This is a genomic window from Halostagnicola bangensis (genome assembly GCF_054653435.1).
Genome location: NZ_BAAIGG010000002.1, coordinates 2,442,126 through 2,463,277 on the forward strand (window position 1 = coordinate 2,442,126; position 21,152 = coordinate 2,463,277).

The window sequence follows — 21,152 nt, forward strand, 5'->3', positions numbered from 1 at the left end:
GTGCGACTCAAATGATTTAACTGTCGGCCGACCGTATCGCTAGTGTGACTGAAGATACAGGGCGGCGGAACCTCCGCATGCCTAACAACGATGAGGTGTTCGCTGTCGTTACCGAGCATCTCGGTGGAAACCACGTCCGGCTTCGCTGCCAGGATGGTGAAGAGCGTCTCGGCCGGATCCCTGGCCGCATGAAGTACCGGACCTGGATTAACGAGGACGATATCGTCGTCGCGGAACCGTGGGACTGGCAGGACGAGAAGGCGACCATCGAATGGCGTTACTCCGGACAGGACGCCGATCAGCTCCGTCGCGAAGGACACATCGACTAATCGACTTATTGCGTCCGTGGTCACACACGGAAGCTTCTTAGCCTCGAGAGAGATCTCTCTTCGTCGCTCGATTCGCCGTTCGCTTTCTGGATTAGCCCCGGCCATCAGTCGAATAGATCTATGCGTGATATTGTCTCCCACAGTTTTATATAGAAGCCGCCCATACGTAGAGATACCGCCGGTCGATAGCAAGTCCGGTGACAGACGTGCAGTGTGTCGCATGTTGAATACCGAACATACCGACACGGGTCGCGCATCCTCGTGGGAGTAGAGACGTGGCGAGGACTCGAGCTTCCTATTCGCGCGACCCTCTTTTCGATTTCTTGGGCATCCATCGACGCGCTACTCGTTGATACCGACGGGTAGTCCGTTCCGTCTGGCGAACGGCCGTCGGTTGTCTCTTGTATCATATAATTATATCTTGAGCCATGGTACCGCAAACCCGGAACCGTTATTCGACGAGCTACCGCTTTCCGTATATGGCAGACGATATTTCGCTGGACGGCCGAACGCTCGCCGGCGTCGCAAATGACGAGGAAGGAGAAGTCGGCGCAGATACACGCTTTCACTTCGAACAAACGGGAGACCGGATTTACGCGAGCTATTCGGGAGGAGCGGTCGTGGACGGTCACCTGGTCGGGACGTTCGACGGGGACCGGTGGGATATCCGATACGCGCAGATCAATGCGGACGGCGAGACGGCGACCGGCCACTCGGTCGGCGACGTCGAACTACTCGAGGACGGGCGCATCAGAGTCGAAGACGAGTGGGAGTGGGAATCAAAGCCCGGCAGTGGAGAGTCGGTCCACGAAGAAATGCTCGAGTGACGGCGCTGACGGGTCACCGCGACTCTCCGGTGTTTCGTTCAGGAAACCCTACGTATGTGTGACCTACCCTTATCAACCAGTCTATACTATCTATTCCCAATGAACCCGTTGGCTGGCGAGTCCGTGGTCGTCGTCGGTGGTGGTGTCGGCGGGCTGTCGACGGCCTGTCACCTCGCGGATGCGGGGGCCGATGTCCGCGTTCTCGAGAAGAACGAACAGTTCGGCGGCCGGGCGTCGGTGCTCGAAAAAGACGGCTTCCGGTTCGATATGGGCCCGTCGTGGTACCTGATGCCCGACGTCTTCGAGCGCTTTTTCGGGCAGTTCGATCGAACGCCGACGGACTACTACGAACTCACCCACCTTGATCCGCATTATCGGATCTTCTTCAAGGACGGCGACGAGGTGGACATCACGCCGGAGCTTGCAGAGACGAAAGTACTCTTTGAATCCTACGAGGACGGTGCCGGCGAGGCGTTAGAACGCTACCTCGAGAAATCTCGAGAGAATTACGAGGTCGGGATGAAACACTTCGTCTACGAAGATCGAACGCGTTTGCGGGACTACCTCGACCTCGACGTCGCCCGGCAGGCCCGCGGGCTCTCCCTGTTGGGGACGATGCAAGGACACGTCGAGGAGTACTTCGACCATCCGAAGCTCCAGCAGATCATGCAGTATACGCTGGTGTTTCTCGGCGGCTCTCCGAACAATACCCCTGCGCTGTACAACCTGATGAGTCACGTCGATTTCAACCTCGGCGTCTGGTACCCCGAAAACGGGCTCGGCGGGGTGATGGACGGGCTCGTCGAACTCGGTCGGGAACTCGGTGTCACCTACGAAACGAATCGCCCAGTAACAGCGATCAAGGGACGCCGCGGCGCGTTTCTGGTCGAGGCTGAGCCGCAGGGAACGGAATCGAACTCGGTCGCCGAGACACTCGAGGCAGATGGCACACCCGGCACGTTCGAGGCGGATCTCGTGGTGAGCAACGCGGATTACGCACATACCGAACGGGAACTACTCACGGCCGAACAGCGGGGGTACGACGCCGACTACTGGGCGTCGAGAACGTACGCGCCCTCTGCGTTCTTGCTCTATCTCGGTGTCGAGGGCGACATCGACGAACTCGCCCACCACACGCTGGTCCTCCCGACAGACTGGGACCAGCACTTCGAGCAGATTTTCGACGACCCGGCCTGGCCCGACGATCCCGCCTACTACTGCTGTGTCCCCTCGGAAACGGACGACGATGTTGCCCCCGACGGCCACAGCGCCCTGTTCGTCCTCGTTCCGATCGCTCCGGGCCTCGAGGACACGCCCGAACGACGCGACCAGTACCGCGAGCAGGTGCTCGAGGATATCGCGGCGAACACGGGCGAAGAGCTCCGCGATCGGATCGTCCTCGAGGAACGGTTCAGCGTCGAGGATTTCGCGGACAGGTACAATAGCTATCGAGGAACGGCACTCGGGATGGCACACACGCTCCGTCAGACGGCGCTCTTTCGGCCGCCCCATCGGTCGAAAGCCGTCGACGGTCTCTATTTCACCGGCTCGTACACGACGCCCGGTATCGGCGTCCCGATGTGTCTCATCAGCGGCGAGTTGACGGCTGAGGCGGTACTCGAGGACTACGGCCAATAGCCCAGCCGAACGGGCATCGACGCTCATCGAATGTCGGAGACAGGACGACCAAACCGACGACGGAGACAGGATGACCAAACCGACGACGGAGACAGGATGACCAAACCGACGACGGAGACAGGACGACTAAAGCCGAACGACGATTCGAAATGACAAACCGAGATGACGAACGACGATGAACTGGGCGGGAACGCCGAATCAACCCGCTTTGGAAGCCGTGACGGTTCGGGCGGCCTCGAGTCACAGCTCCGGTACCTATTGGCGCTCTCGAGACCGCGCTTCTGGCTGTACCTCGCGGGGCCGGTCCTCGTGGGGGTCGCCTACGCGGCGGAGTCGGTCGGCGACCTCGTTTCGGTGTCGGTCGTCGTCCTGTTCGGCTACTTTCTGCTCCCGGCGAACGTGTTCCTGTACGGGATCAACGACATCTACGACCGGGACATCGACGCTGCAAATCCGAAAAAAGCGGACCAAGAAACCCGGTACGAAGGCCAGCGGATCGTCCCCGTCGCCGTCACTGGGTGTGCACTCCTTCCGATGGTGTTCTTCCCGACGCTTTCATCCGGGGCGTGGCCGTGGATCGTCCTGTTTCTCGCGCTGGGAGCCGCCTACAGCGCGCCGCCGCTTCGATTCAAAACGACGCCACTCCTCGATTCGCTTTCGAACGGCCTCTACATCGCCCCCGCCGGAGCGGCGTACGCGGCCGTCGCAGGGAGTCAACCGCCGCTTCTGGCGATTTTGGGCGGCTGGCTCTGGGCCATGGGCATGCACACCTTTTCGGCGATCCCCGACATCGAACCCGACAGAACGACCGGAATCCGGACGACGGCGACGGTGCTGGGCGAGAAACGGACCTACGCCTACTGCGGCGTCTGTTGGCTACTGGCCGCCATCGCTTTCGGCACACTCGAGTATCGACTCGGACTCCTGATGCTCGTCTATCCGACGCTCGTCGTCGCCGTCGCGACCGCGAGCGTGGCCGTCGACCGGGCCTACTGGTGGTTTCCCGCGATCAACACCGCCGTCGGCACCGTTCTGACGATAGGCGGGCTTTGGGGGGTGTTCTATGGCTGAGGAAGCCGGGACGTCAGCGATGCGGGCGGCGACCCAGCGACGACTCGAGGAGACCATCCGGAACAACCGGTTTACGATCGCGGTGGTGTTTCCGATCGTCGGCGCGCTGACGCTACTCGCCAGTGCGGAGGGGATCCTTCCCGAACCGTTTGCGTACAACCCGCTGTTTATCCTGTTCGGGACGGCGGTCATGCGCTCGCCGCTCGTGGTCGGGTTGGGTCCCAGAATCGGCTGGCGGGCGCTCGGCCTGCTCGGCCTGTTGACGGCGTACACCTACGCGATCGAATTCGTCGGCGTCCGAACCGACTGGCCCTACGGAGCCTTCGAGTACACGATCCAGTTAGGCCCGATGCTCTTCGATGAGATCCCGATCGCCCTCCCGCTGTTCTTCGTCCCGCTCGTCCTCAACGCCTACCTGCTGACGTTGCTCGTGCTCGAGGAGTCCGCCGACAGCGCGCTCGTTCGCCTGCTCGTCGCTATCGCGGCGGTCGTCGCCGTCGACCTCGTACTCGACCCCGCCGCGGTCGCGATCGGCTTCTGGACGTTCGACCCTGCGGGCGTCTACTACGGCGTCCCCGTCTCGAACTACGCCGGCTGGATCCTTTCGGGGACCGTCGCGGTCGTCCTCGTCGATTTAGCGTTCGACCGATCAGCACTCCGGGCTCGAGTGGCCGACTGTGAGTTCATCCTCGACGATCTGGTGAGCTTCGTGTTGCTGTGGGGGACGATCAACGTTTTCTACGCGAACTGGCTCGCAGCCGGCGTCGCGCTCCTGTTCTGTGTCGCGCTCTTTCGGACCGAGCGCTACGACCTCGAGATGGTGACGTCGGCGGTTCCCGAGCGGTAGCGGGAGAATTTCTACTAGAAAGAGGCGAAGCTATCAGCTGCGCCGTTCGCTGATATCCTCTCAGGAGATGTCCGAGAACACGCAAATCGCCGGACCAACTCCCCCCACAGAACGACGTTAGTGTGTCGGAACGTTCTCCCCGTGGCCGGGGCCGCGGTGGCAGGTATCGCTCGGCGGCACGGCGGACACCCGCTGAAAGACGGCCTCCGGATCGCGGTTCCAGTGCCAGTGCCAGCGCGTCTTCGCCAGACACCACAGCTTTCGAGTCGTCGAGAGCGACGGTTCCTCGTTCAACACGTCGTAGTTTTGCGCCCGGATAACGGCGTGATGTTCCGCGTACAACACCGCCGCGAGCAACACCGGGAGCTGACAGTCCTTCGGAAGGTACCGGATCCCAGCTACGCCCTCGCGGTAGAGCCGTTCGGTTCGCTTCAGTTCCGACTGCATCACCGAGGCGAACGGGTCGGAGAACTCGAGGTTCTCGACCTCCCGTTCGTCGACACCGTGGTCCTCGAGACTCTCGAGCGGGAGGTAGATTCGATTGCGCTCGAGAACGTCCTCGCGAACGTCCCGCAAAAAGTTCGTCATCTGGAACGCCTCCCCGAGTTTCACCGCGTGGGGACGAACGGTGTCGGCCTCGTCGGATTCCATGATCGCCGTCATCATCACGCCGACGGATGCGGCCGACCCGCGCATGTACTCCTCGAGGTCCTCGTAGCGCTCGTACCGGTTCGTCTCGATGTCGGTCTTCATCGCGTCGATGAAGACGTTGATCTCGCGCTCTCCGATGTCGTAGCGTTCACAGAGCTGTTGAAACGCGATGAGCACGTTGTCCTCGGGCGGTTCCTCGCCGAGGGCCTGCGCTCGGAGCGACTCGAGGTGAGCGGCCTGTTCCGCCGGCGGCGTACCGTTCGCGTCGTCGACGACCTCGTCGGCGATTCGGAAGAACGCGTAGAGCACGTGCGTGGCGTGGCGAACCCGTTCCGGAAGAAATCGCGTCGCGAGATAGAACGTCTTTCCAGTTCGCTTCTGGATCGCCTTGCCGGCCTCGATGTGTTCCTGTTGCATTCTCTCTTTCTCTCCTGACTCGCGTTCGGGCTCTCCCGGTTGGCACCCGACTCTCCTGGTTCGTCCCCAGTCTTCCCGGATTGCGACCCGTCGAGGATGTAGTCCGTACTACAGGTGGATATAAAATAGAAACCCCTCACCAGTTGGGGCCGACGGACGTTCCGCTCGACGTGAACCGATGAGATTTACGCCCTCGACCCGACCGAAACTCGGACGACAATGGCGGTCAGGACCGTTTCACTCCTCGAGCAGTTCCTCAGCCAACATCGGGGTGAACGTCCCGATATCCGTGACCATCCCGATCGCCTGAGCACTGCCGCGATCGAGCAGTTGCGTGACCGTTGCCGGGTTGATATCGACGCAGACGGTTTTCGTCGTCGAGGGGAGACAGTTCCCCACGGCGACCGAGTGGAGCAACGTCGAGAGCATCAACACGAGATCTGCTTCGTGGGCTTGCTCGCGAATCGCGTCCTGGGCCTCGATAGCGTCGGTGATCGTATCCGGTAAGGGCCCGTCGTCGCGGATCGATCCCGCCAGCACGTAGGGAACGTCGTTCTGGATGCACTGGTACATCACGCCCTCCTCGACGATTCCTTCCTCGACGGCCGCTTCGATCCCGCCGACGCGGCCGATCTCGCTGATCGTGTAGATGTGGTGTTTGTGACCCTTGCGCGGATGCTCGAGGCTCTCCGTGTCGACGCCGAGTGAGGTCCCGTAGAGGTCCCGTTCGAGGTCGTGGACGGCGAAGCCGTTGCCCGCGCTGAGCGCGTCGACGTATCCCGCTCGAACCAGGTCCGCGAGCGCGTCCCGGCCGCCGGAGTGGACGATCGCGGGTCCGCAGACGACGAGGACGGTGCCGTCGTTCTCCCGAACTTCGCGCATCTCGTCTGCAATCTCCTCGATCAGCGAAGCGGAGGGGCGCTCGCTCGAGACGCCGCCTTGCATGAAGCCGAACGAACTCCCGCCGTTCCGTGGGCGCTCGGGCGGTTCGACCCTGATCCCTGTCTCGCCGGTGACGACGAGATCCCCTTCGTCGACTGCGTTGAGGACCTTCGTGTGGGCCGCGGGTCCGTCCTCGGTGCGCTCGACGACGAGCGCGCAGTCCATCTCGGGATCCTCGACCTCGATCCACGCGCCGTCGACCCGGACGAACGTCGGATGGTTCGTGGTCGAGTAGAACTCCACCGGGACCACCTGATCGTCGGGCGCGGCCTCGAGCGTTGCGTCCCGCGGATCCGCAACAGTTGCCCCGTTTTGATTCAGTTCGTGGAGGATCGCCCGGAGATCCTCCTCTTCCTCTGCGATGACTCGCATGCGACAATAGGTCTCGGCGTGTTTGTGCCGTCCGACGTTGAACTCCTCGACGTCGAACTCGCCGCCGAGATCCATCACGACCCCGAAACACCGGCCCATCGTCCCCGAGTCGATGATGTGGCCCTCGAGTTCGACCGTTCGCGTCACTGTCATTGTCGACACTTTGCGGCCGAGCGTCGTCAATGTGTGTGTCTTTCGACCGTGGTTCTGTGTCGTTCGACCGTGGTTCTGTGTCGTTCGACTGATCCTCTCTCGATCCCGTCGGGATCAGCACTGTCTTATCACTCGCAGGGAAGTAATCCACAACTAACGAAGGCCGCTGGTGGAGAAGAACGAGTGATGATCTCCGAGCAGGAACTGATCGAGAAGTGGCACACGCACGTGTTTCAATCCGTAGAAGACGACATCAGGGACCTGCTCGTCGCGTTCCCCGATCGTCGGAACCTATCGATCTCGTTCGAACAGTGTGGAACGGACTACCGCTTCACCGCGCCGTTACTGAGCGATCCCGATCGGACCCTCGAGGCCGGTCGAACGGCGCTCGCGGCGTTCGTCGATCAGCGGTTCGACGAACTCGAGACCAACCTCCGCGCGGACGAACGGCTCTACTTTCGCCTGCAGGACGTCCCGGATAGCGTCCGCTACCCGCTCACCTCGATTCGCTCGAGTCACCTGAACAGGCTTATTACCGTCGCCGGAACGGTTCGCTCGCTCGAGTCGCCACAACCGCGGGTCGTGACGGCGGTCTTCGAGTGCGACCGGTGCGGCGAGGAGACGACGGTCCCCCAGCACGATCGACGACTTCGCGATACGGTCCGCTGTCAGGCCTGCCAAACCGGAACGTCGCTCAGACTCGTTCCCGACTACTGCGAGTACGTCGACGCGCAACTCGTCCAGTTGACCGACGGCGATCGAACGCTTCCCGTGTCGCTCGAGCACGACCTCACCGGGTCGGTCGAGGCCGGTGACCGCCTCGAACTCGTCACGATTCCGCGAGCGCGACTCGACAGCGAGACGACTCGAGCCGAAATCGAACTCGAGGCGGTTAGCCTCGATCGACGGCCCCTCGACGAGCACCCCGAAGGGACCGAATCGGCGGCTCCGGTCCCTGAAACCGATAACACGGTTTGACTTTCATTACTCGGTGGAAAAACCTCTATGCAAGTTCATACCATACCCTCGCGTATGGCTTACGAATCAGGGGCGGTCACGCGGTCGCGCTGTTTGAACTGCGGGTTCGAAGCGGAGGGTGGCTCGACGGAGTGGCGACGACTCGAGGTGCCGAAACTCGGCCGGATGACCCAGTGTCCCGAGTGTAAGAGCACGAACGTCATCACCGGGAGATAGGCGGCTTCCACCGTTGGCAGCAGTTTCGTTCGACGTTTCACTCGCCGGTCCCGCTCGAGGAACCTGCAAGCGCGACGGGCCGCGCTGGCCGGACAGACTCTTGAGTCTCTCGTCCCTAGAGGGGAGTATGGAACCTGAAACAGACGCGAGTTCGAGCGAGAGCGGCCGCGTTCCGACGGAAAAGAGCGACGAGGAGTGGCGCGAGGAACTCACCGACGAAGCGTACGAGATTCTCCGCGAGGCTGGAACGGAACCGGCATTCAGCGGCGAATACGTCGACCACAAGGCCGACGGAAGCTACGCTTGCGCCGGCTGCGGAGCAACTTTGTTCGAGTCGGATACCAAGTTCGAGTCCGGTTGCGGCTGGCCCAGTTTCTACGACGTCGACGACGCGCGGGTGAAAACTCGAACGGATACCAGCCACGGAATGCGACGAACGGAGGTTCTCTGTGCGAACTGCGACGGCCACCTCGGTCACGTCTTCGAAGACGGCCCCGAACCAACGGGGAAACGGTTCTGTATCAATTCCGCGGCACTCGAGTTCGAGGACGAGTAGGGCCTTCGGATCGTCTGCTCCAAATGGCGACGCCGAATATGCAGGCCCTGAACGACGACGCCGAATATGCAGGCCCTGAACGACGACGCCGAATATGCAGGCACCATGTTTTCGGACGGCTTTCTCGGACTTCTAGCTAGTCCAATGTCCTCCGAACGACCAACTGCCGAGGAACTCCGACAGGGAATGACCGTCGAAATCGTGCAGGAAGATACCGACATCGAATCCACCGACCAGGAGCCGATCCACGGCGAAGTCGGAACGATCTACGGCGACGACCCGGACGGCCCGCATGTGAAGCTAAAAAGCGGCATCGTCGGCCACGTCCAGTCGGTCGTCGTCGACGAGTAGCGAGACGCCGCCCCCATGGGTGCTCCCGTCCCCTGACGTGTTCGTTTCCAGGCCCGGCACCTCCTTCCGTCAAGCGGTGTCTTCCGTCGAGCGGTGCCTTTCGTCCGGTGTCGGTTCTCGGCCAGCACCGCGGTTCGCCTGATAGGGTCGGTTGTACGTCATTTCCGGCCATTCGCCACCCCGCTCTGGCGACGGACCGCTAAACAGGTACAACCGACCCTATGACACCACCACCCCAGTGCCGCGGCTCGATGCCGTATCCTCGAGACGAGGATATTTCGGTTCCGTCAGTGAACGATGACTATGATCCCCTCGAGCATCCGGACACTCGCTACGGATGTCACGGCCGTCGCTCGCGAACGCCAGATCAGCGTCAAGTCCGCCGGGTTGGCCTACCACGCGTTCAATACGCTCGTTCCCCTCGTTATCCTGTTGCTCGTCGCCGTCACCATACTCGAGTCCCTCGAGGTCGTCCTAGAGGCCCTCGAGACCGCGACCGGGCTCGAGGGAACGATCGGTCGAGACCAACTCGACGAAGCCGCCGGGGACGGTGCGAATCGAACGCGAGCGGCCCTGCTCGCGCTCGGTATCCTACTCTGGAGCGCGGCTCGCCTGTTTCAGGCCGTAAACAGCGCGTTTACGGCAGTCTACGGCTCGAGACAGTCCCAGTCGTCGGTCAAAGCCGCCCTCTCGGCGTCGTTCGTGACGATTCTCTACGCGTTCTTGCTCACGGTTACCGTTGCGGTGGGCGTCGCGCTCGTCGGGTTCCTCGGCGTCAGCGTCTCGCTCTTTTTCGAGGGACCGCTCGCGATGGCAGCGAGCACGATCTCCCTGACGGGGCTGTTGTTCGTCCTGTTCGTCCCGATGTATTACGTGTTTCCCGAACCCGACGTTTCGATTCGCGAGGTGCTTCCCGGAACGGCGTTCGCCGCCGTGACGTGGTCGATTCTCGCCGTCGGCTTTCGCATCTACGTGTTGACCTCCGAGAGCGTCGCCCTGTTCGACATCGCGGGTGCGATCTTGCTGGTCCTGACGTGGGTCTACTTCGGCGGCCTCTGCTTGCTTTTGGGCGCGGTTCTCAACGCAGTGCTCGCCGATCGCGTCGATCCCGACGACGGCTGGGTTCCGATGTCCGAGGAGTTGGCGAAGACGACCTGACCACCACCTTGGCCCGACTCGGGCTGTGATCCCCCCGTCGAGATCGGTGGTTTCTATCCTCCCGAGCGCGTAGCAATGACGAATGGAGTTTTCAGACCTCATCGACGATATCCACGTGCTCGTCGTCGAGGCGGCCGACGGTCCGGATAACGGGGCGCGTTCGCTCGAGTCGACGCTCGAGAGCGTCGCCGGTGACGTGCCCGTCGAAACCGTCTCGGTCACCCGCGTGGAAACGGTCGCGGATGCGCTGGAGTGCGTCGAGACGGCGACGACCGAACTCGGCCCCGCTCCCGGAGCTGATCTCGTCCCCGGCGATATCGATTGCATACTTGCCGCCGCAGAACTTCCCGACGGAACCGGAGTGGAGTTACTCGAGCGATTACAACTCGATCGGTCGACGGCACCGGTTATCCTCTCGCCGTCCGAGGGCTCCGAAACGCTGGCGAGTGCGGCGATTGGTGCCGGCGTTGCCGAATACGTTCCGCGCTCACAATCCGTCGACGAACTTCCCGCGGCCCTCGAGCGAGTGATCGATCGCGAGCGCACGCGTCGCCACGCCCGGGCGTCCCGACGCCGCTTCAGGACCATCTTCGACGACCCGGAGACGTACGTCTGGGAACTCGCCCTCGACGGGACCGTCGCTCGAGCGAATACGGCCGCACTCGAGGCGATCGATGCGGACCACGCCGACGTTCGCGGACGGCCGTTCCAGACGACTACGTGGTGGCGAGCGCAAGACCGCGAATCGATCGAAACGGCGCTCGAACGAGCCGCGTCGGGCGAAGTGGTCGAGCGTGAACTGCTCAGTCGGTACAGCGGTGACGGAGCCGACGACGCAACGGACGCCACGAAACGGGTACTCGAGGTGACGCTTCGCCCCGTTCGCGACGACTCGGGAGTCGTCGTTTCGATAGTTGCCGAGGGAAACGACGTTACCGACCGTATCGAACTCGAGAAGGAACTGCGCGAGTCCGAGGAGCTCCATCGAGTGACGCTCAACCACATGACCGATACGGTCCTCATCACGGACGAGTCCGGTGAGTTCACGTACGTCTGTCCGAACGTTCACTTCATCTTCGGTTACACCGACGACGAGATTCACGAGATGGGATCGATCGAGGAACTGCTCGGCCCCGGTCTGTTCGACCGCGAGGAACTCGCGGCCGACGGCGTGTTGACGAACATCGAGTGTACGGCGACGGACAAGAACGGCGACGAACACGCGCTGTTGGTCAACGTTCGCGAAGTCTCGATTCAGGACGGGACGCTCCTCTACAGCTGTCGCGATATCACCACCCGAAAGCGTCGCGAAGAGGCGCTGACGGCACTGCATAGAACTTCCAGACGACTGCTACTGGCGGAAACGCGGGACGAAATCGCCGACATCGTCGTCGAGGATGCCGTCGACGTGCTCGATCTCGAGGCCAACGCCGCGTACCTGTTCGATACCGACGAGAGCGCCATCCGACCGGCGGCCGCAACGAAGGAAATGGAGCGCGCGGAGGGCTCGCTCTCCGAACATCGGGCGACGGCCGATTCGATCGTGGGCCACGCCTTCGTCGAGGGCGAGCGACGGTTTTTCGACGACGTTCGCGAGTCGGAACTGTTGTCGAACGGGGGCACGAAGCTTCGCCGCTGTGCCTACGTTCCGCTGGGGGAAAACGGCGTCTTCGTCACCGGATCGACGGCCGAGGGAGGGTTCGACGACGTCACTCGAGAGGTGATCGACCTACTCGCGACGACGGCTGAAGCGGCGCTCGATCGGATCGAGCGCGAGTCTGCGCTCTACGAACAGGAGCGCGAGCTGAAAGATCGAAATCAGCGGTTGACGCGACTCAACCGGATCAACGAACTCATTCGAGAGATCGATCAGGCCATGGTTCAGGCCGAGACCCGCGACGAAATCGAAGCGGCTGTCTGCGACCGACTGACGAGCGCGGATCGGTTCTCCTTCGCCTGGATCGGTGAACTGGACCCCGACGGAACGCGCCTCGAGGCGCGTACACACGACGGCGAGAATCGCGGCTACCTCGATACCGTCACCGGCCCCGTCGACAGGCAAACGGGAGAACCGGCCAGCGACACCGCGCAGTCGGGGACCGTCGCGGTCGTCTCGAACGTCGCGGAGGGGATCCACGAGGAACCCTGGCGCAAACAGGCGCTCTCCCAGGAGTTCCAGTCCGCGATCAGCGTCCCGCTTTCCTACGACGAGTTCTCCTATGGCGTGCTCGCGGTCTACGCGGACCGTTCGGCCGCGTTCGACGAAGTGTCCCGCGCCGTCTTCGAGGAACTGGGCGAAACGATCGCGTCGGCGATCGCCGCCGTCGAACGCAAAAACGCGCTACTGACCGTCTCGAGTACGCGCCTCGATCTCGAGGTCGACGACGAGACGTTCGTGTTTCAGCAGCTGGCCAGCCGGGCAAATTGCGAGGTGGCGTTCGACGGCGGCGTCCGTCAGCACGAGGACGGCTCCGTCGTCTCCGTCTTCGCTTCGATCGACGGCGCTCCGGTCGAGGATGTCGCAGCCGCCGCCGAGGATCTCGTCTCGGTCGACGACGTGCAGGTTGTCAGCGACGGTGTCGGCGCGGGCGAATCGTCCGGCCCTGAAGCGCAGGGAGGCGGATCGATCCTCCTCGAGCTTTCGATGCCGTTTCTCGCCCTGCGACTTGCGGACCATGGCGTCGTCCTTCGACGGGTACGGGCGACGCCGACCGGTTCGCGGATCGTCGTCGATGTCCCGAACAACGTCGATGCGAGAGCGCCGACCCGAATGGTGACGAACAGCTTCGAGTCGGTCGAACTTCGTTCGAAGCAACCCGTCGAACGGACGTCCGCGGGCGACCTGCGAACGGAACTGCTCGAGGAGTTGACCGAGCGACAGCTCGAAGTCGTCCGGATGGCCTACCACGGCGGGTTTTTCGAATCGCCGCGCGAGCAAACGGGCGAGGAGATCGCCGACTCGCTCGATATCTCCCCGGCTGCGTTTTACGGACACAACCGAACCGTCCAGCGAAAACTGTTCTCGCTCCTGTTCGACGAAATCGGCCTCCCGGCGACGGGAACACCTGGGGTTGAATAGTGAACCCTCACCGGGAAGTTGTGCTAGTAATATAACGGATACTGTTATCCTAATATCCCTATTATAAATCTGTACGGACGAACGCCGCGTCTCCGGTTCGTCAGTGATACCTATGAAAGACGTAACTACAAATCCCGACGAGGAATCGACCTACGAGTGTTTCGCCTGCGGTGCGGTCGCCCGAGCAACGTCCCCGATCGATTGTCCGGAGTGTGGCGCCGAGATGCGGAATCGAGAGATCCCGATCGAGTAACTCATGTCCTCGGACCTTTCATCCGAGCCGCCTCGAGCGCAAGCGGCCGCGAACGAGCCGGAAACGGCGCTCGAGACGGCCAGACGACAACTCGCTCGTGCCGGCTCACAGCTCGAGATTACCGACGACGTACTCGAGCGGTTGAACCACCCCGCGAAAGTAACTGAGGTCACCGTCCCGGTCGAACGAGACGACGGGAGCGTCGACATTTTCACCGGCTACCGAGCCCAGCACGACAGCGTTCGGGGGCCGTACAAGGGCGGCCTGCGATTTCACCCTGACGTCACTCGAGACGAGTGCGTCGGGCTCTCGATGTGGATGACCTGGAAGTGCGCCGTGATGGACCTCCCCTTCGGCGGCGCTAAAGGCGGCGTCGTCGTCGATCCCAAATCGTTAAGCGAGGACGAACGCGAGCGACTGACCCGCCGGTTCACACAGGAGATCCGGGACGTAATCGGCCCGACGCGGGACATTCCGGCCCCCGATATGGGGACCGACTCGCAGGCGATGGCCTGGATCATGGACGCCTACAGCATGCAACAGGGCGAGACCATCCCCGGCGTCGTCACCGGAAAACCGCCCGCGGTCGGCGGAAGCCACGGTCGTGAAGAAGCGCCCGGACGCAGCGTCGCCATCATCACTCGAGAAACCTGCGAGTACTACGACTCCCCGCTCGAGGACACGACGGTCGCCGTCCAGGGATTCGGTAGCGTCGGCGCGAACGCCGCCCGCCAGCTTGAGGAGTGGGGCGCGACCGTCGTCGCGATCAGCGACGTCAACGGCGCGATTTACGAACCCGACGGGATCGATGTGGCGTCGATCCCGGCTCACGACGAGGAGCCCGAGGCGGTCACCGGCAACGCTGACGACGTCATGCCGAACGAGGAACTGCTCGAGTTAGACGTCGACGTGCTCGTCCCCGCGGCGGTCGGGAACGTCATCACGGAGGCCAACGCCGACGATATTCAGGCCGATCTGGTCGTCGAGGGCGCGAACGGACCGACGACGTTCGCCGCCGACGCCATCCTCGCCGAGCGCGGAATTCCGGTCGTCCCCGATATCCTCGCGAACGCGGGCGGCGTAACGGTGAGTTACTTCGAGTGGCTTCAGGATATCAACCGCCGCGCGTGGAGCCCCGAGGAGGTCAACGCCGAACTCGAGGCCGAGATGGTAACCGCCTGGAACGCGGTTCGATCGGAGGTCGAGTCTCGAGACGTCAGTTGGCGGGACGGGGCCTACATCGTCGCGCTGTCGCGGATCGCGGACGCCCACGAGGCTCGAGGCCTCTGGCCATAATCGCGGCCGCGTACCGAACTGAGCGGGGCTTTGGATTCCAGACTCGTCCGTTCCGGCGACCAACCAGTCGCCGAACTACCCACTTACGGACACGACAGCTTTTTGGCTCCGTACCCGAGCATGGTTGCTAATGACGCTCGCAGACCGTATCGCTACCTTTCGGGCGACTCTCGAGGAGTGGCTCCGTGGGCTCTATCACGGCATGCTTTCACATCCCGCTTACGAGAAGATTGAGGCCGAGGCGGAGGATCTCGAGGATGAGTTCATGCTGTCGTGTTTCCCGGACGCCTTTGGCGTTCCGTCGCCGGTGTCGTATTACACGGCCGAACTCCTGCCGTACCTCGAAGACGAGTTCGAGGCTTGGGAACGACGGCTGTGGGACCGGGCATCGCTCGTCGAACGAAAAGGGAGACAGTACCACTTCTGATGGACCGGTACGTCTTCTTCGGCGGGAAGGGCGGCGTCGGGAAGACGACCGTTTCCGCCGCCTACGCCTACAAGTGCGCCGAGGCCGGTCTCGAGACGCTGGTCGTCTCTACCGATCCGGCCCACTCCGTAAGGGATCTCTTCGACCAGCAGTTCGGTGACGACCCGCGGCCCGTCGAGGGCGTCGAGGGCCTCCACGCCCTCGAGATCGATCCCGAGCAAGAGGTTTCTGAGCACCTGACACAGGTCAAGCGAAACCTCTCCCAGCAGGTTTCAGCGGCGATGGTCAACGACATCGACAGACAGATCGAGATGGCCCACGGCACCCCTGGTGCCTACGAGGCGGCGCTGTTCGATCGGTTCGTCGACGTTATGGAGAGCAGCGAGGCGTACGACCGGGTTGTCTTCGACACCTCGCCGACCGGCGGCACGCTCCGATTGCTCTCGCTCCCGGACTACCTCGAGGGATGGATCGATCGCCTGATGGCCAAGCGTCGCCAAAGCATCGACCTCTTCGAGAAGGCGGCGATCGGGAATCAGGAGCCACGTCGGGTGATGGACGGCGACCCCGTACTCGCCCACCTGCAGGATCGAAAGGAGTTCTTCGAGACCGCGGGCGAGACGCTCCGAAACGACGCTTCGTTTTTCCTGGTGTTCAACCCCGATTCGCTCTCGATTCGGGAGACGAGCCGAGCGATCGACGACCTCGCCGAGCAGGGCCTCGAGGTTCGCGGACTGATCGCGAACAGGCTCACCCCCGAGCCGGATCCCGAAGAGGATGGTCGGGGAGCCCGATACCTTCGCGATCGAGTCGAGACGGAAACCGACCGACTCGAGACGGCCGCGGAGGAGCTATCACCGCCGGTCGTCGCCGAAATCGAGACGCAGGTCGAGGAGATCAAAGGAGATCGGCTCGCCCGAGTCGCCGAGACGCTCGAGATCGACGTCCCCCCTTACAAAAATAGCGACTAGTTGTTTCGTTCTGGACGTTTTTCCCTGAATAGTGGCGCAACTCTACCACTCGCTGTTACCATCCCACATGATTTATGTGGGCATAAAATAATCGGGAGGGTAGACACTTATGACAGGGGTAATTTGGATCGTCGCCACTATAGTCACTCTCTTTACGATTGGCTATATCGGGTACGGGCGATACCTCAAGCGATTCGTCGAACTCGACGACTCGCGCGAGACGCCCGCACACAAGTATCAAGACGGACAAGAGTACGTCCCGGCGAAGAAACCGGTCTTGCTGGGACACCACTTCTCGAGCATTGCAGGGGGCGCGCCGATCGCCGGTCCGATCACGGCGGCGCTCGTCTGGGGTTGGGTCCCGGCCATGCTCTGGGTTGCGATCGGGAACCCGCTGATGGGGGCCGTTCACGACTTCATGTCCCTGTCCTCGAGCGTTCGCCATGAGGGGAAATCGATCGGGTACGTGATCGGCCAGTACGTGGGCGAGCGGGGGAAGAACATGTTCCTCTGGTTTGCTTTCCTGGTGATAATCCTTGTCGTGGCTGTCTTCTCCCTGCTGATCGCGATCATCCTCGACGCGTATCCGCAGGCGGCGACCGCGAGCATTCTGTACATCTTCCTGGCGCTTCTGGCTGGCGTCTGGCTCTATCAGCTCGACCTTCCGTTCGTTGCCGGGACGATCGTTTTCGTCGCTGGCGTGTTCGCCAGCGTGTTCGTCGGTATCCAGTTCCCGATCGCGTTGTTCGAATCCGCCGGGATGCCCGAGAACACGTTCGTTCTCTTGTCGGGTGACGGAATGTGGGTTCCCGGTGCCGCAGTATTCGACAGCGGGAACGTCGCCGCGTGGATAATCGTCTCGCTCGGCTACGCGTTCGTCGCGAGCATCCTTCCCGTCTGGGTGTTGTTGCAGCCGCGTGACTACCTCTCTTCGTTCCTGCTTTACTTCGGTGTCGGCGGGGCGTTACTGGCGGTCGTCGTCGGCACCGCACTCGGAACGCCCGACGAGTCCCTGACGATCGAGCTCCCTGCCTACACCGGGTTCTTCGGCGGGGAACTCGTCGGCGAAGCGATGCCCCTGTTCCCGCTTTTGTTTATCACGATCGCCTGTGGGACGATCAGCGGATTCCACTCGCTGGTCTCCTCGGGAACCACGGCGAAACAGCTCAACAAGGAGAGCGATGCCCGCCTGATCGGCTACGGCGGCATGCTCGCGGAAGGATTACTCGCAGCGACGGCGCTCGCCGCAGTTTCGGTCATCGCGATCACCGATGTCGACGATATCGGCGGTATCGCTGCCGCACTCCCGAACTTCGCCGAAGGCGGTGGGCTCCTCCTCACGGGACTCAACATTCCAATTCAGTACGGTGAGGTGTTCATGGCGCTCGTCTTCGTGAGCTTCCTGCTGACCAGTCTTGACACCGGACTTCGGCTCGGCCGGTACATGGTCGAGGAACTGATCGCGACGCCCGACTCCTCGGCACAGGAGGTCGTCAAGAACAAGTACGTCAACACGGCGATTGCGACGCTGGCCGCGTTCTTGCTCGTCTCGAGCGGCCAGTGGGAAGAACTCTGGCCGCTGTTCGGCGGCGCGAACCAGTTGCTCGCCGCGTTGGCGCTGTTGACGGCGACCATCTGGCTCGCCAACTGGAAGGACTCGAAACAGCTGTTGAGCACGGGTATTCCGGTCGTCGTGATGATATTCATCACGATCCTCGGACTCCTGTGGCTCGCCCTCTACGAGAACCTGTATATGGGTCTGCTCAACTCGGAATGGATGGCCGAAGCCTCGCTCTTAGAGCAGGTCTCGAGCGGACTCCGGATGCTGCTCGCGTTCATCCTAATCTGGCTCGCGATCGCGATCATCAGATTGGGCTGGTCGAACCTTCAGGAGAATCGAGATAACCTGCTCTCGACGGACGAACCGACCAGCGCGACGGGCGAAGACGACGACTAACTCCGACGCGACTCGAACGACTACAGAAACAGCGCCGACCGAACTCGGCTAACTAATCCGCGCTTTTTCTCGACGGGACCCCACAGCGAGAATGCACCGCTGATTTCGGTTCGATCGCTCGCAACGATATCCTCTTCGGCGGGTGCAACCACGCAGAGGTGAACCTCGTAGTGGCCGTGATAGCCGTACTTCAGAAGCGTTCGATTCGAGAACCCGTCGACGAACGAGCGAACGTCGGTCGGAATCTCGGGAGTGACGAGCACGAACGTAAATTCCGTTGCGCGATGTTCGTCGCTCGGGTCGACCCGTTCGTCGGCCAGTTCGTGGCCGAATTCGACCAGTCGCTCGAGGTCGGCAACCGTCACGCTCGAGCGTCGGTCGCCATAGAGGAACTCGCGCATGTGGTGGTTCGCGTACTGCACCGAGGGGTGAAACAGGTGTTTGCTGCTCTCGACGCGGAGTTCGCCGTAGAGGTCGAAGGACTCCCCACGCTCGCGGACTTCCTTCTCGAGGTCGTAGGTGTGCATCAGCCGGTCGCTGACCCGATCGAGGTACTCGTCCTCCCAGACGGGGACGGCTTCGCGGATTTCGGAGGGAAGTTCGTCGAAATCCTCGCCGAACTCCCCGTCGTCGGCCTCGAAGTCGGAGTTTCCTGCCCCCGCGTTGGTGCAGTCGTCGGTGGTCTGTGCTTGGTCTTCTGGTTTCGATTCCCCGTCTTCGGGACTCGTGCCATGTCGTTCACTCATCGACCGTCACCATCCGCCGGTCGCTCGAGTCGATTCGTTGCCCCACGACGGTATCCGCTCATGGTGGGTGATACCACGGAGTCACCAAAAACGCGTCGGCGTGTCGTCGTCCGCCGCTTTGTCCCAAAATTGTCCTCGGTGGTTGCTGGGTCTACAGGAGGCTTAAAGCGAACAAGTTCGTACGTGAACCAGAGTAACCGATGGCGGACGAACGAGAGGCCTGTGGCCGCTGTTCGATGTCGACCACGGTCGATGTTGCAAACGCGGGCCGGAACGAGGACGAGCGCGCCGCCCGTGACCCCTACGCCGGCGACCGGATCGAAGTCGACGAGGACGAACTCCGTCTCGTGTCGCCAGCCGCCTGGCTTTCGGGCGTCTCGAGTCGACTCAACAGTGCTGTCGATGCCTTCGTTTGGAAGCGATAACAAACCCGCAGTAAACCGACCCTTCAGTTTTTCGCCACCTCAGTTCGTCGTCGTCACTTCGATAACGTCTCGCGGTTCGACCTCATAATCCTTGCCGAGCTGTCGGTTCGTCCGACAGTCCGTCGCGTAGAGGAAGCCGTCGCCGATATCCGAGTGCAGGCTGTAGGCAAAGTCCTCCGCGGTCGAGTTCGGATCGATCAGGTAGCAGTCGGGAAGCACCTCGCCGCGTTCGTTGCCCAGCCCGTTCGCGCCACCGGGGAACACCGGAATCACGCCGAGGACGTCGAACAGCGCCGTCTCGAGAGCTGCCTGAACGCCGGTCGCGCCGTACTCGGAAAGGAACTCCCGAATCTGCTCGAGTCCTTCTTTCTGCGAGCCGGAGACATCATCCGTAATCTCGAAGTCCTCATCGCCCGGTCGGTAGTCGACGACGCCGGATTTGTCCGCGGACTTGAGCGCCTTTTCGGCGTGGGCGCTGCAGGGAACGATCGTCAGGTGCTCGTACTCCGGATCGGTCGTAATTTCCTCGTAGTTCTCCTGGGCTTCGGGCGTGTCCATCTTGTTCGCCGCGATCACCATCGGCTTGGTCTCCTTGCGGATTTCGCGGGCCAGCTCGAGTTTGTCCTCGTCGTCCCACTCCTCGGGCTCGAAGCCGACGTCGACCCGCCGAATCAGGCGTTTGATCTCGTCTTCGTTGGTCTTGAACGCGCTCATCTGCTCGGCGAGTTCCTCCTCGATGGCGTCGTCCTCGGTCGTGTACCCCGAGGCGTAGCGTTCGATGCCCTTCTCGAGAACGCCGAGGTACCACTGGTCGAGTTCCTCCTCGAGGAAGGCGATGTCCTTTCGCGGGTCGTGGCCCTCGGTGGGTTCGCCCTCGAGGTCGGTTTCGCCCGAGAAGTCGACGACGTGGACGAGCACGTCGGTTTCGTTGAGGTCGGTGAGGAACTGGTTGCCCAGGCCCGCGCCCTCGTGTGCACCGGGGATCAGGCCGGCCACGTCGACGAGTTTCGTCGGGACGAATCGAGTGCCGTGATCGCAGTAGCCGACGTTCGGCGTACACTCCTCGTCGAATTCGGGCGCGGCACACTCGACGCGGGCGTAGGCCTCGCCCACGCTGGGATCGATCGTCGTGAACGGATAGGCTCCCTCGGGAACGTCGTTCATGGTCGCGGCGTTGAAAAAGCTCGATTTACCGACCGATGGTTTCCCCACCAGTCCGATCCGATAACTCATTGTCCGTTGTGGTCGGCCGGTACCTAAACGGGTTTCTGTCCGTCACTGTCGTGTAACGTCACTACGTACCACGGTTTTCCCTCACTCTTAATGCCCATCCAACATATTGAATAAACTACTATAATATGTTATTCGGAAGTACTAATTACTATTTTATCATGTGTACTATTGCAACGTGTTCGATCTGGAAAGTGATGGTGTGAGCACGGCGAACGACAGGAAGACGACGCGGGAAGATCGGTCGAAAACGAATCGGCCG

General features: G+C 62.0%; 21 protein-coding genes. 17 read left to right on the plus strand and 4 right to left on the minus strand.

The window, feature by feature from the left end; all coding sequences use genetic code 11:
• Positions 1 to 44 precede the first annotated feature (44 nt).
• The 5 genes from ACYQ14_RS13860 to cruF all read left to right on the plus strand — a co-directional run bounded on the left by ACYQ14_RS13860 (position 45) and on the right by cruF (position 4,712).
• Positions 45 to 329 carry a translation initiation factor eIF-1A gene (locus ACYQ14_RS13860; RefSeq protein ID WP_082146691.1) on the plus strand — a complete coding sequence of 95 codons (285 nt, stop codon included), beginning with the start codon at positions 45 to 47 and terminating at the stop codon, positions 327 to 329.
• Positions 330 to 808: 479 nt separating this feature from the next.
• On the plus strand, positions 809 to 1,156 hold the full coding sequence (locus ACYQ14_RS13865) for an avidin-fold protein (protein WP_459889026.1): 348 nt from the start codon (positions 809 to 811) through the stop codon (positions 1,154 to 1,156).
• 99 nt (positions 1,157 to 1,255) lie between these two features.
• Positions 1,256 to 2,794, plus strand: a complete 1,539-nt coding sequence (locus ACYQ14_RS13870; protein WP_459889027.1) for a phytoene desaturase family protein — start codon at positions 1,256 to 1,258, stop codon at positions 2,792 to 2,794.
• 162 nt (positions 2,795 to 2,956) lie between these two features.
• Positions 2,957 to 3,865 (plus strand): prenyltransferase, encoded by a 909-nt coding sequence (locus ACYQ14_RS13875; protein ID WP_459889028.1) that lies wholly within the window; start codon positions 2,957 to 2,959, stop codon positions 3,863 to 3,865.
• Positions 3,858 to 4,712 carry a bisanhydrobacterioruberin hydratase gene (gene cruF, locus ACYQ14_RS13880; RefSeq protein ID WP_459889029.1) on the plus strand — a complete coding sequence of 285 codons (855 nt, stop codon included), beginning with the start codon at positions 3,858 to 3,860 and terminating at the stop codon, positions 4,710 to 4,712. Before ACYQ14_RS13875 ends, cruF begins: the two co-directional genes overlap by 8 nt.
• Positions 4,713 to 4,829: 117 nt before the next feature.
• Here the strand turns inward: cruF and ACYQ14_RS13885 are convergent, their stop codons facing one another.
• Both ACYQ14_RS13885 and ACYQ14_RS13890 read right to left on the minus strand, forming a co-directional pair.
• Positions 4,830 to 5,780, minus strand: coding sequence for a phytoene/squalene synthase family protein (locus ACYQ14_RS13885; protein WP_459889030.1), 951 nt, complete (start codon positions 5,778 to 5,780; stop codon positions 4,830 to 4,832).
• A gap of 237 nt (positions 5,781 to 6,017) precedes the next feature.
• Positions 6,018 to 7,247: an ornithine cyclodeaminase, nickel-pincer nucleotide-dependent gene (locus ACYQ14_RS13890; protein WP_459889031.1), complete on the minus strand. Its 1,230-nt coding sequence runs from the start codon at positions 7,245 to 7,247 to the stop codon at positions 6,018 to 6,020.
• 186 nt (positions 7,248 to 7,433) lie between these two features.
• On the opposite strand from ACYQ14_RS13890, the gene ACYQ14_RS13895 reads away from it, so the two are divergent.
• From ACYQ14_RS13895 to ACYQ14_RS13945, 11 genes are all read left to right on the plus strand, one after another.
• On the plus strand, positions 7,434 to 8,225 hold the full coding sequence (locus ACYQ14_RS13895; protein ID WP_459889032.1) for a minichromosome maintenance protein MCM: 792 nt from the start codon (positions 7,434 to 7,436) through the stop codon (positions 8,223 to 8,225).
• Between the two features lie 54 nt (positions 8,226 to 8,279).
• Positions 8,280 to 8,441, plus strand: coding sequence for a hypothetical protein (locus tag ACYQ14_RS13900; protein ID WP_459889033.1), 162 nt, complete (start codon positions 8,280 to 8,282; stop codon positions 8,439 to 8,441).
• A gap of 127 nt (positions 8,442 to 8,568) precedes the next feature.
• On the plus strand, positions 8,569 to 8,997 hold the full coding sequence (gene msrB, locus ACYQ14_RS13905; protein ID WP_459889034.1) for a peptide-methionine (R)-S-oxide reductase MsrB: 429 nt from the start codon (positions 8,569 to 8,571) through the stop codon (positions 8,995 to 8,997).
• A gap of 144 nt (positions 8,998 to 9,141) precedes the next feature.
• A complete protein-coding gene (locus ACYQ14_RS13910) occupies positions 9,142 to 9,348 on the plus strand; it encodes a DUF2196 domain-containing protein (protein WP_459890078.1) in 207 nt (68 codons plus the stop codon).
• Positions 9,349 to 9,651: 303 nt separating this feature from the next.
• On the plus strand, positions 9,652 to 10,506 hold the full coding sequence (locus tag ACYQ14_RS13915; protein WP_459889035.1) for a YihY/virulence factor BrkB family protein: 855 nt from the start codon (positions 9,652 to 9,654) through the stop codon (positions 10,504 to 10,506).
• 82 nt (positions 10,507 to 10,588) lie between these two features.
• Entirely contained in the window at positions 10,589 to 13,585 is a 2,997-nt protein-coding gene (locus ACYQ14_RS13920) for a GAF domain-containing protein (protein ID WP_459889036.1), read from the plus strand.
• Positions 13,586 to 13,697: 112 nt separating this feature from the next.
• Complete coding sequence (locus tag ACYQ14_RS13925; RefSeq protein ID WP_459889037.1) at positions 13,698 to 13,838, plus strand: rubrerythrin-like domain-containing protein; 141 nt, start codon at positions 13,698 to 13,700, stop codon at positions 13,836 to 13,838.
• Positions 13,839 to 13,841: 3 nt separating this feature from the next.
• A complete protein-coding gene (gdhB, locus tag ACYQ14_RS13930) occupies positions 13,842 to 15,134 on the plus strand; it encodes a glutamate dehydrogenase GdhB (protein WP_459889038.1) in 1,293 nt (430 codons plus the stop codon).
• Between the two features lie 130 nt (positions 15,135 to 15,264).
• Entirely contained in the window at positions 15,265 to 15,561 is a 297-nt protein-coding gene (locus ACYQ14_RS13935) for a DUF7990 family protein (protein ID WP_283838018.1), read from the plus strand.
• Positions 15,561 to 16,532, plus strand: coding sequence for an ArsA family ATPase (locus ACYQ14_RS13940; RefSeq protein ID WP_459889039.1), 972 nt, complete (start codon positions 15,561 to 15,563; stop codon positions 16,530 to 16,532). Before ACYQ14_RS13935 ends, ACYQ14_RS13940 begins: the two co-directional genes overlap by 1 nt.
• Positions 16,533 to 16,641: 109 nt before the next feature.
• Entirely contained in the window at positions 16,642 to 18,489 is a 1,848-nt protein-coding gene (locus tag ACYQ14_RS13945; protein WP_459889040.1) for a carbon starvation CstA family protein, read from the plus strand.
• Positions 18,490 to 18,509: 20 nt separating this feature from the next.
• Here ACYQ14_RS13945 and ACYQ14_RS13950 read toward each other — a convergent pair whose 3' ends face one another.
• Complete coding sequence (locus ACYQ14_RS13950) at positions 18,510 to 19,235, minus strand: DUF8052 family protein (protein ID WP_459889041.1); 726 nt, start codon at positions 19,233 to 19,235, stop codon at positions 18,510 to 18,512.
• Positions 19,236 to 19,435: 200 nt separating this feature from the next.
• Here ACYQ14_RS13950 and ACYQ14_RS13955 point away from each other — a divergent pair, with 200 nt between their 5' ends.
• Entirely contained in the window at positions 19,436 to 19,660 is a 225-nt protein-coding gene (locus ACYQ14_RS13955) for a DUF8007 family protein (RefSeq protein WP_459889042.1), read from the plus strand.
• Between the two features lie 39 nt (positions 19,661 to 19,699).
• Here ACYQ14_RS13955 and ACYQ14_RS13960 read toward each other — a convergent pair whose 3' ends face one another.
• Positions 19,700 to 20,893 (minus strand): redox-regulated ATPase YchF, encoded by a 1,194-nt coding sequence (locus ACYQ14_RS13960; protein ID WP_459889043.1) that lies wholly within the window; start codon positions 20,891 to 20,893, stop codon positions 19,700 to 19,702.
• Between the last annotated feature and the right edge of the window lie 259 nt (positions 20,894 to 21,152).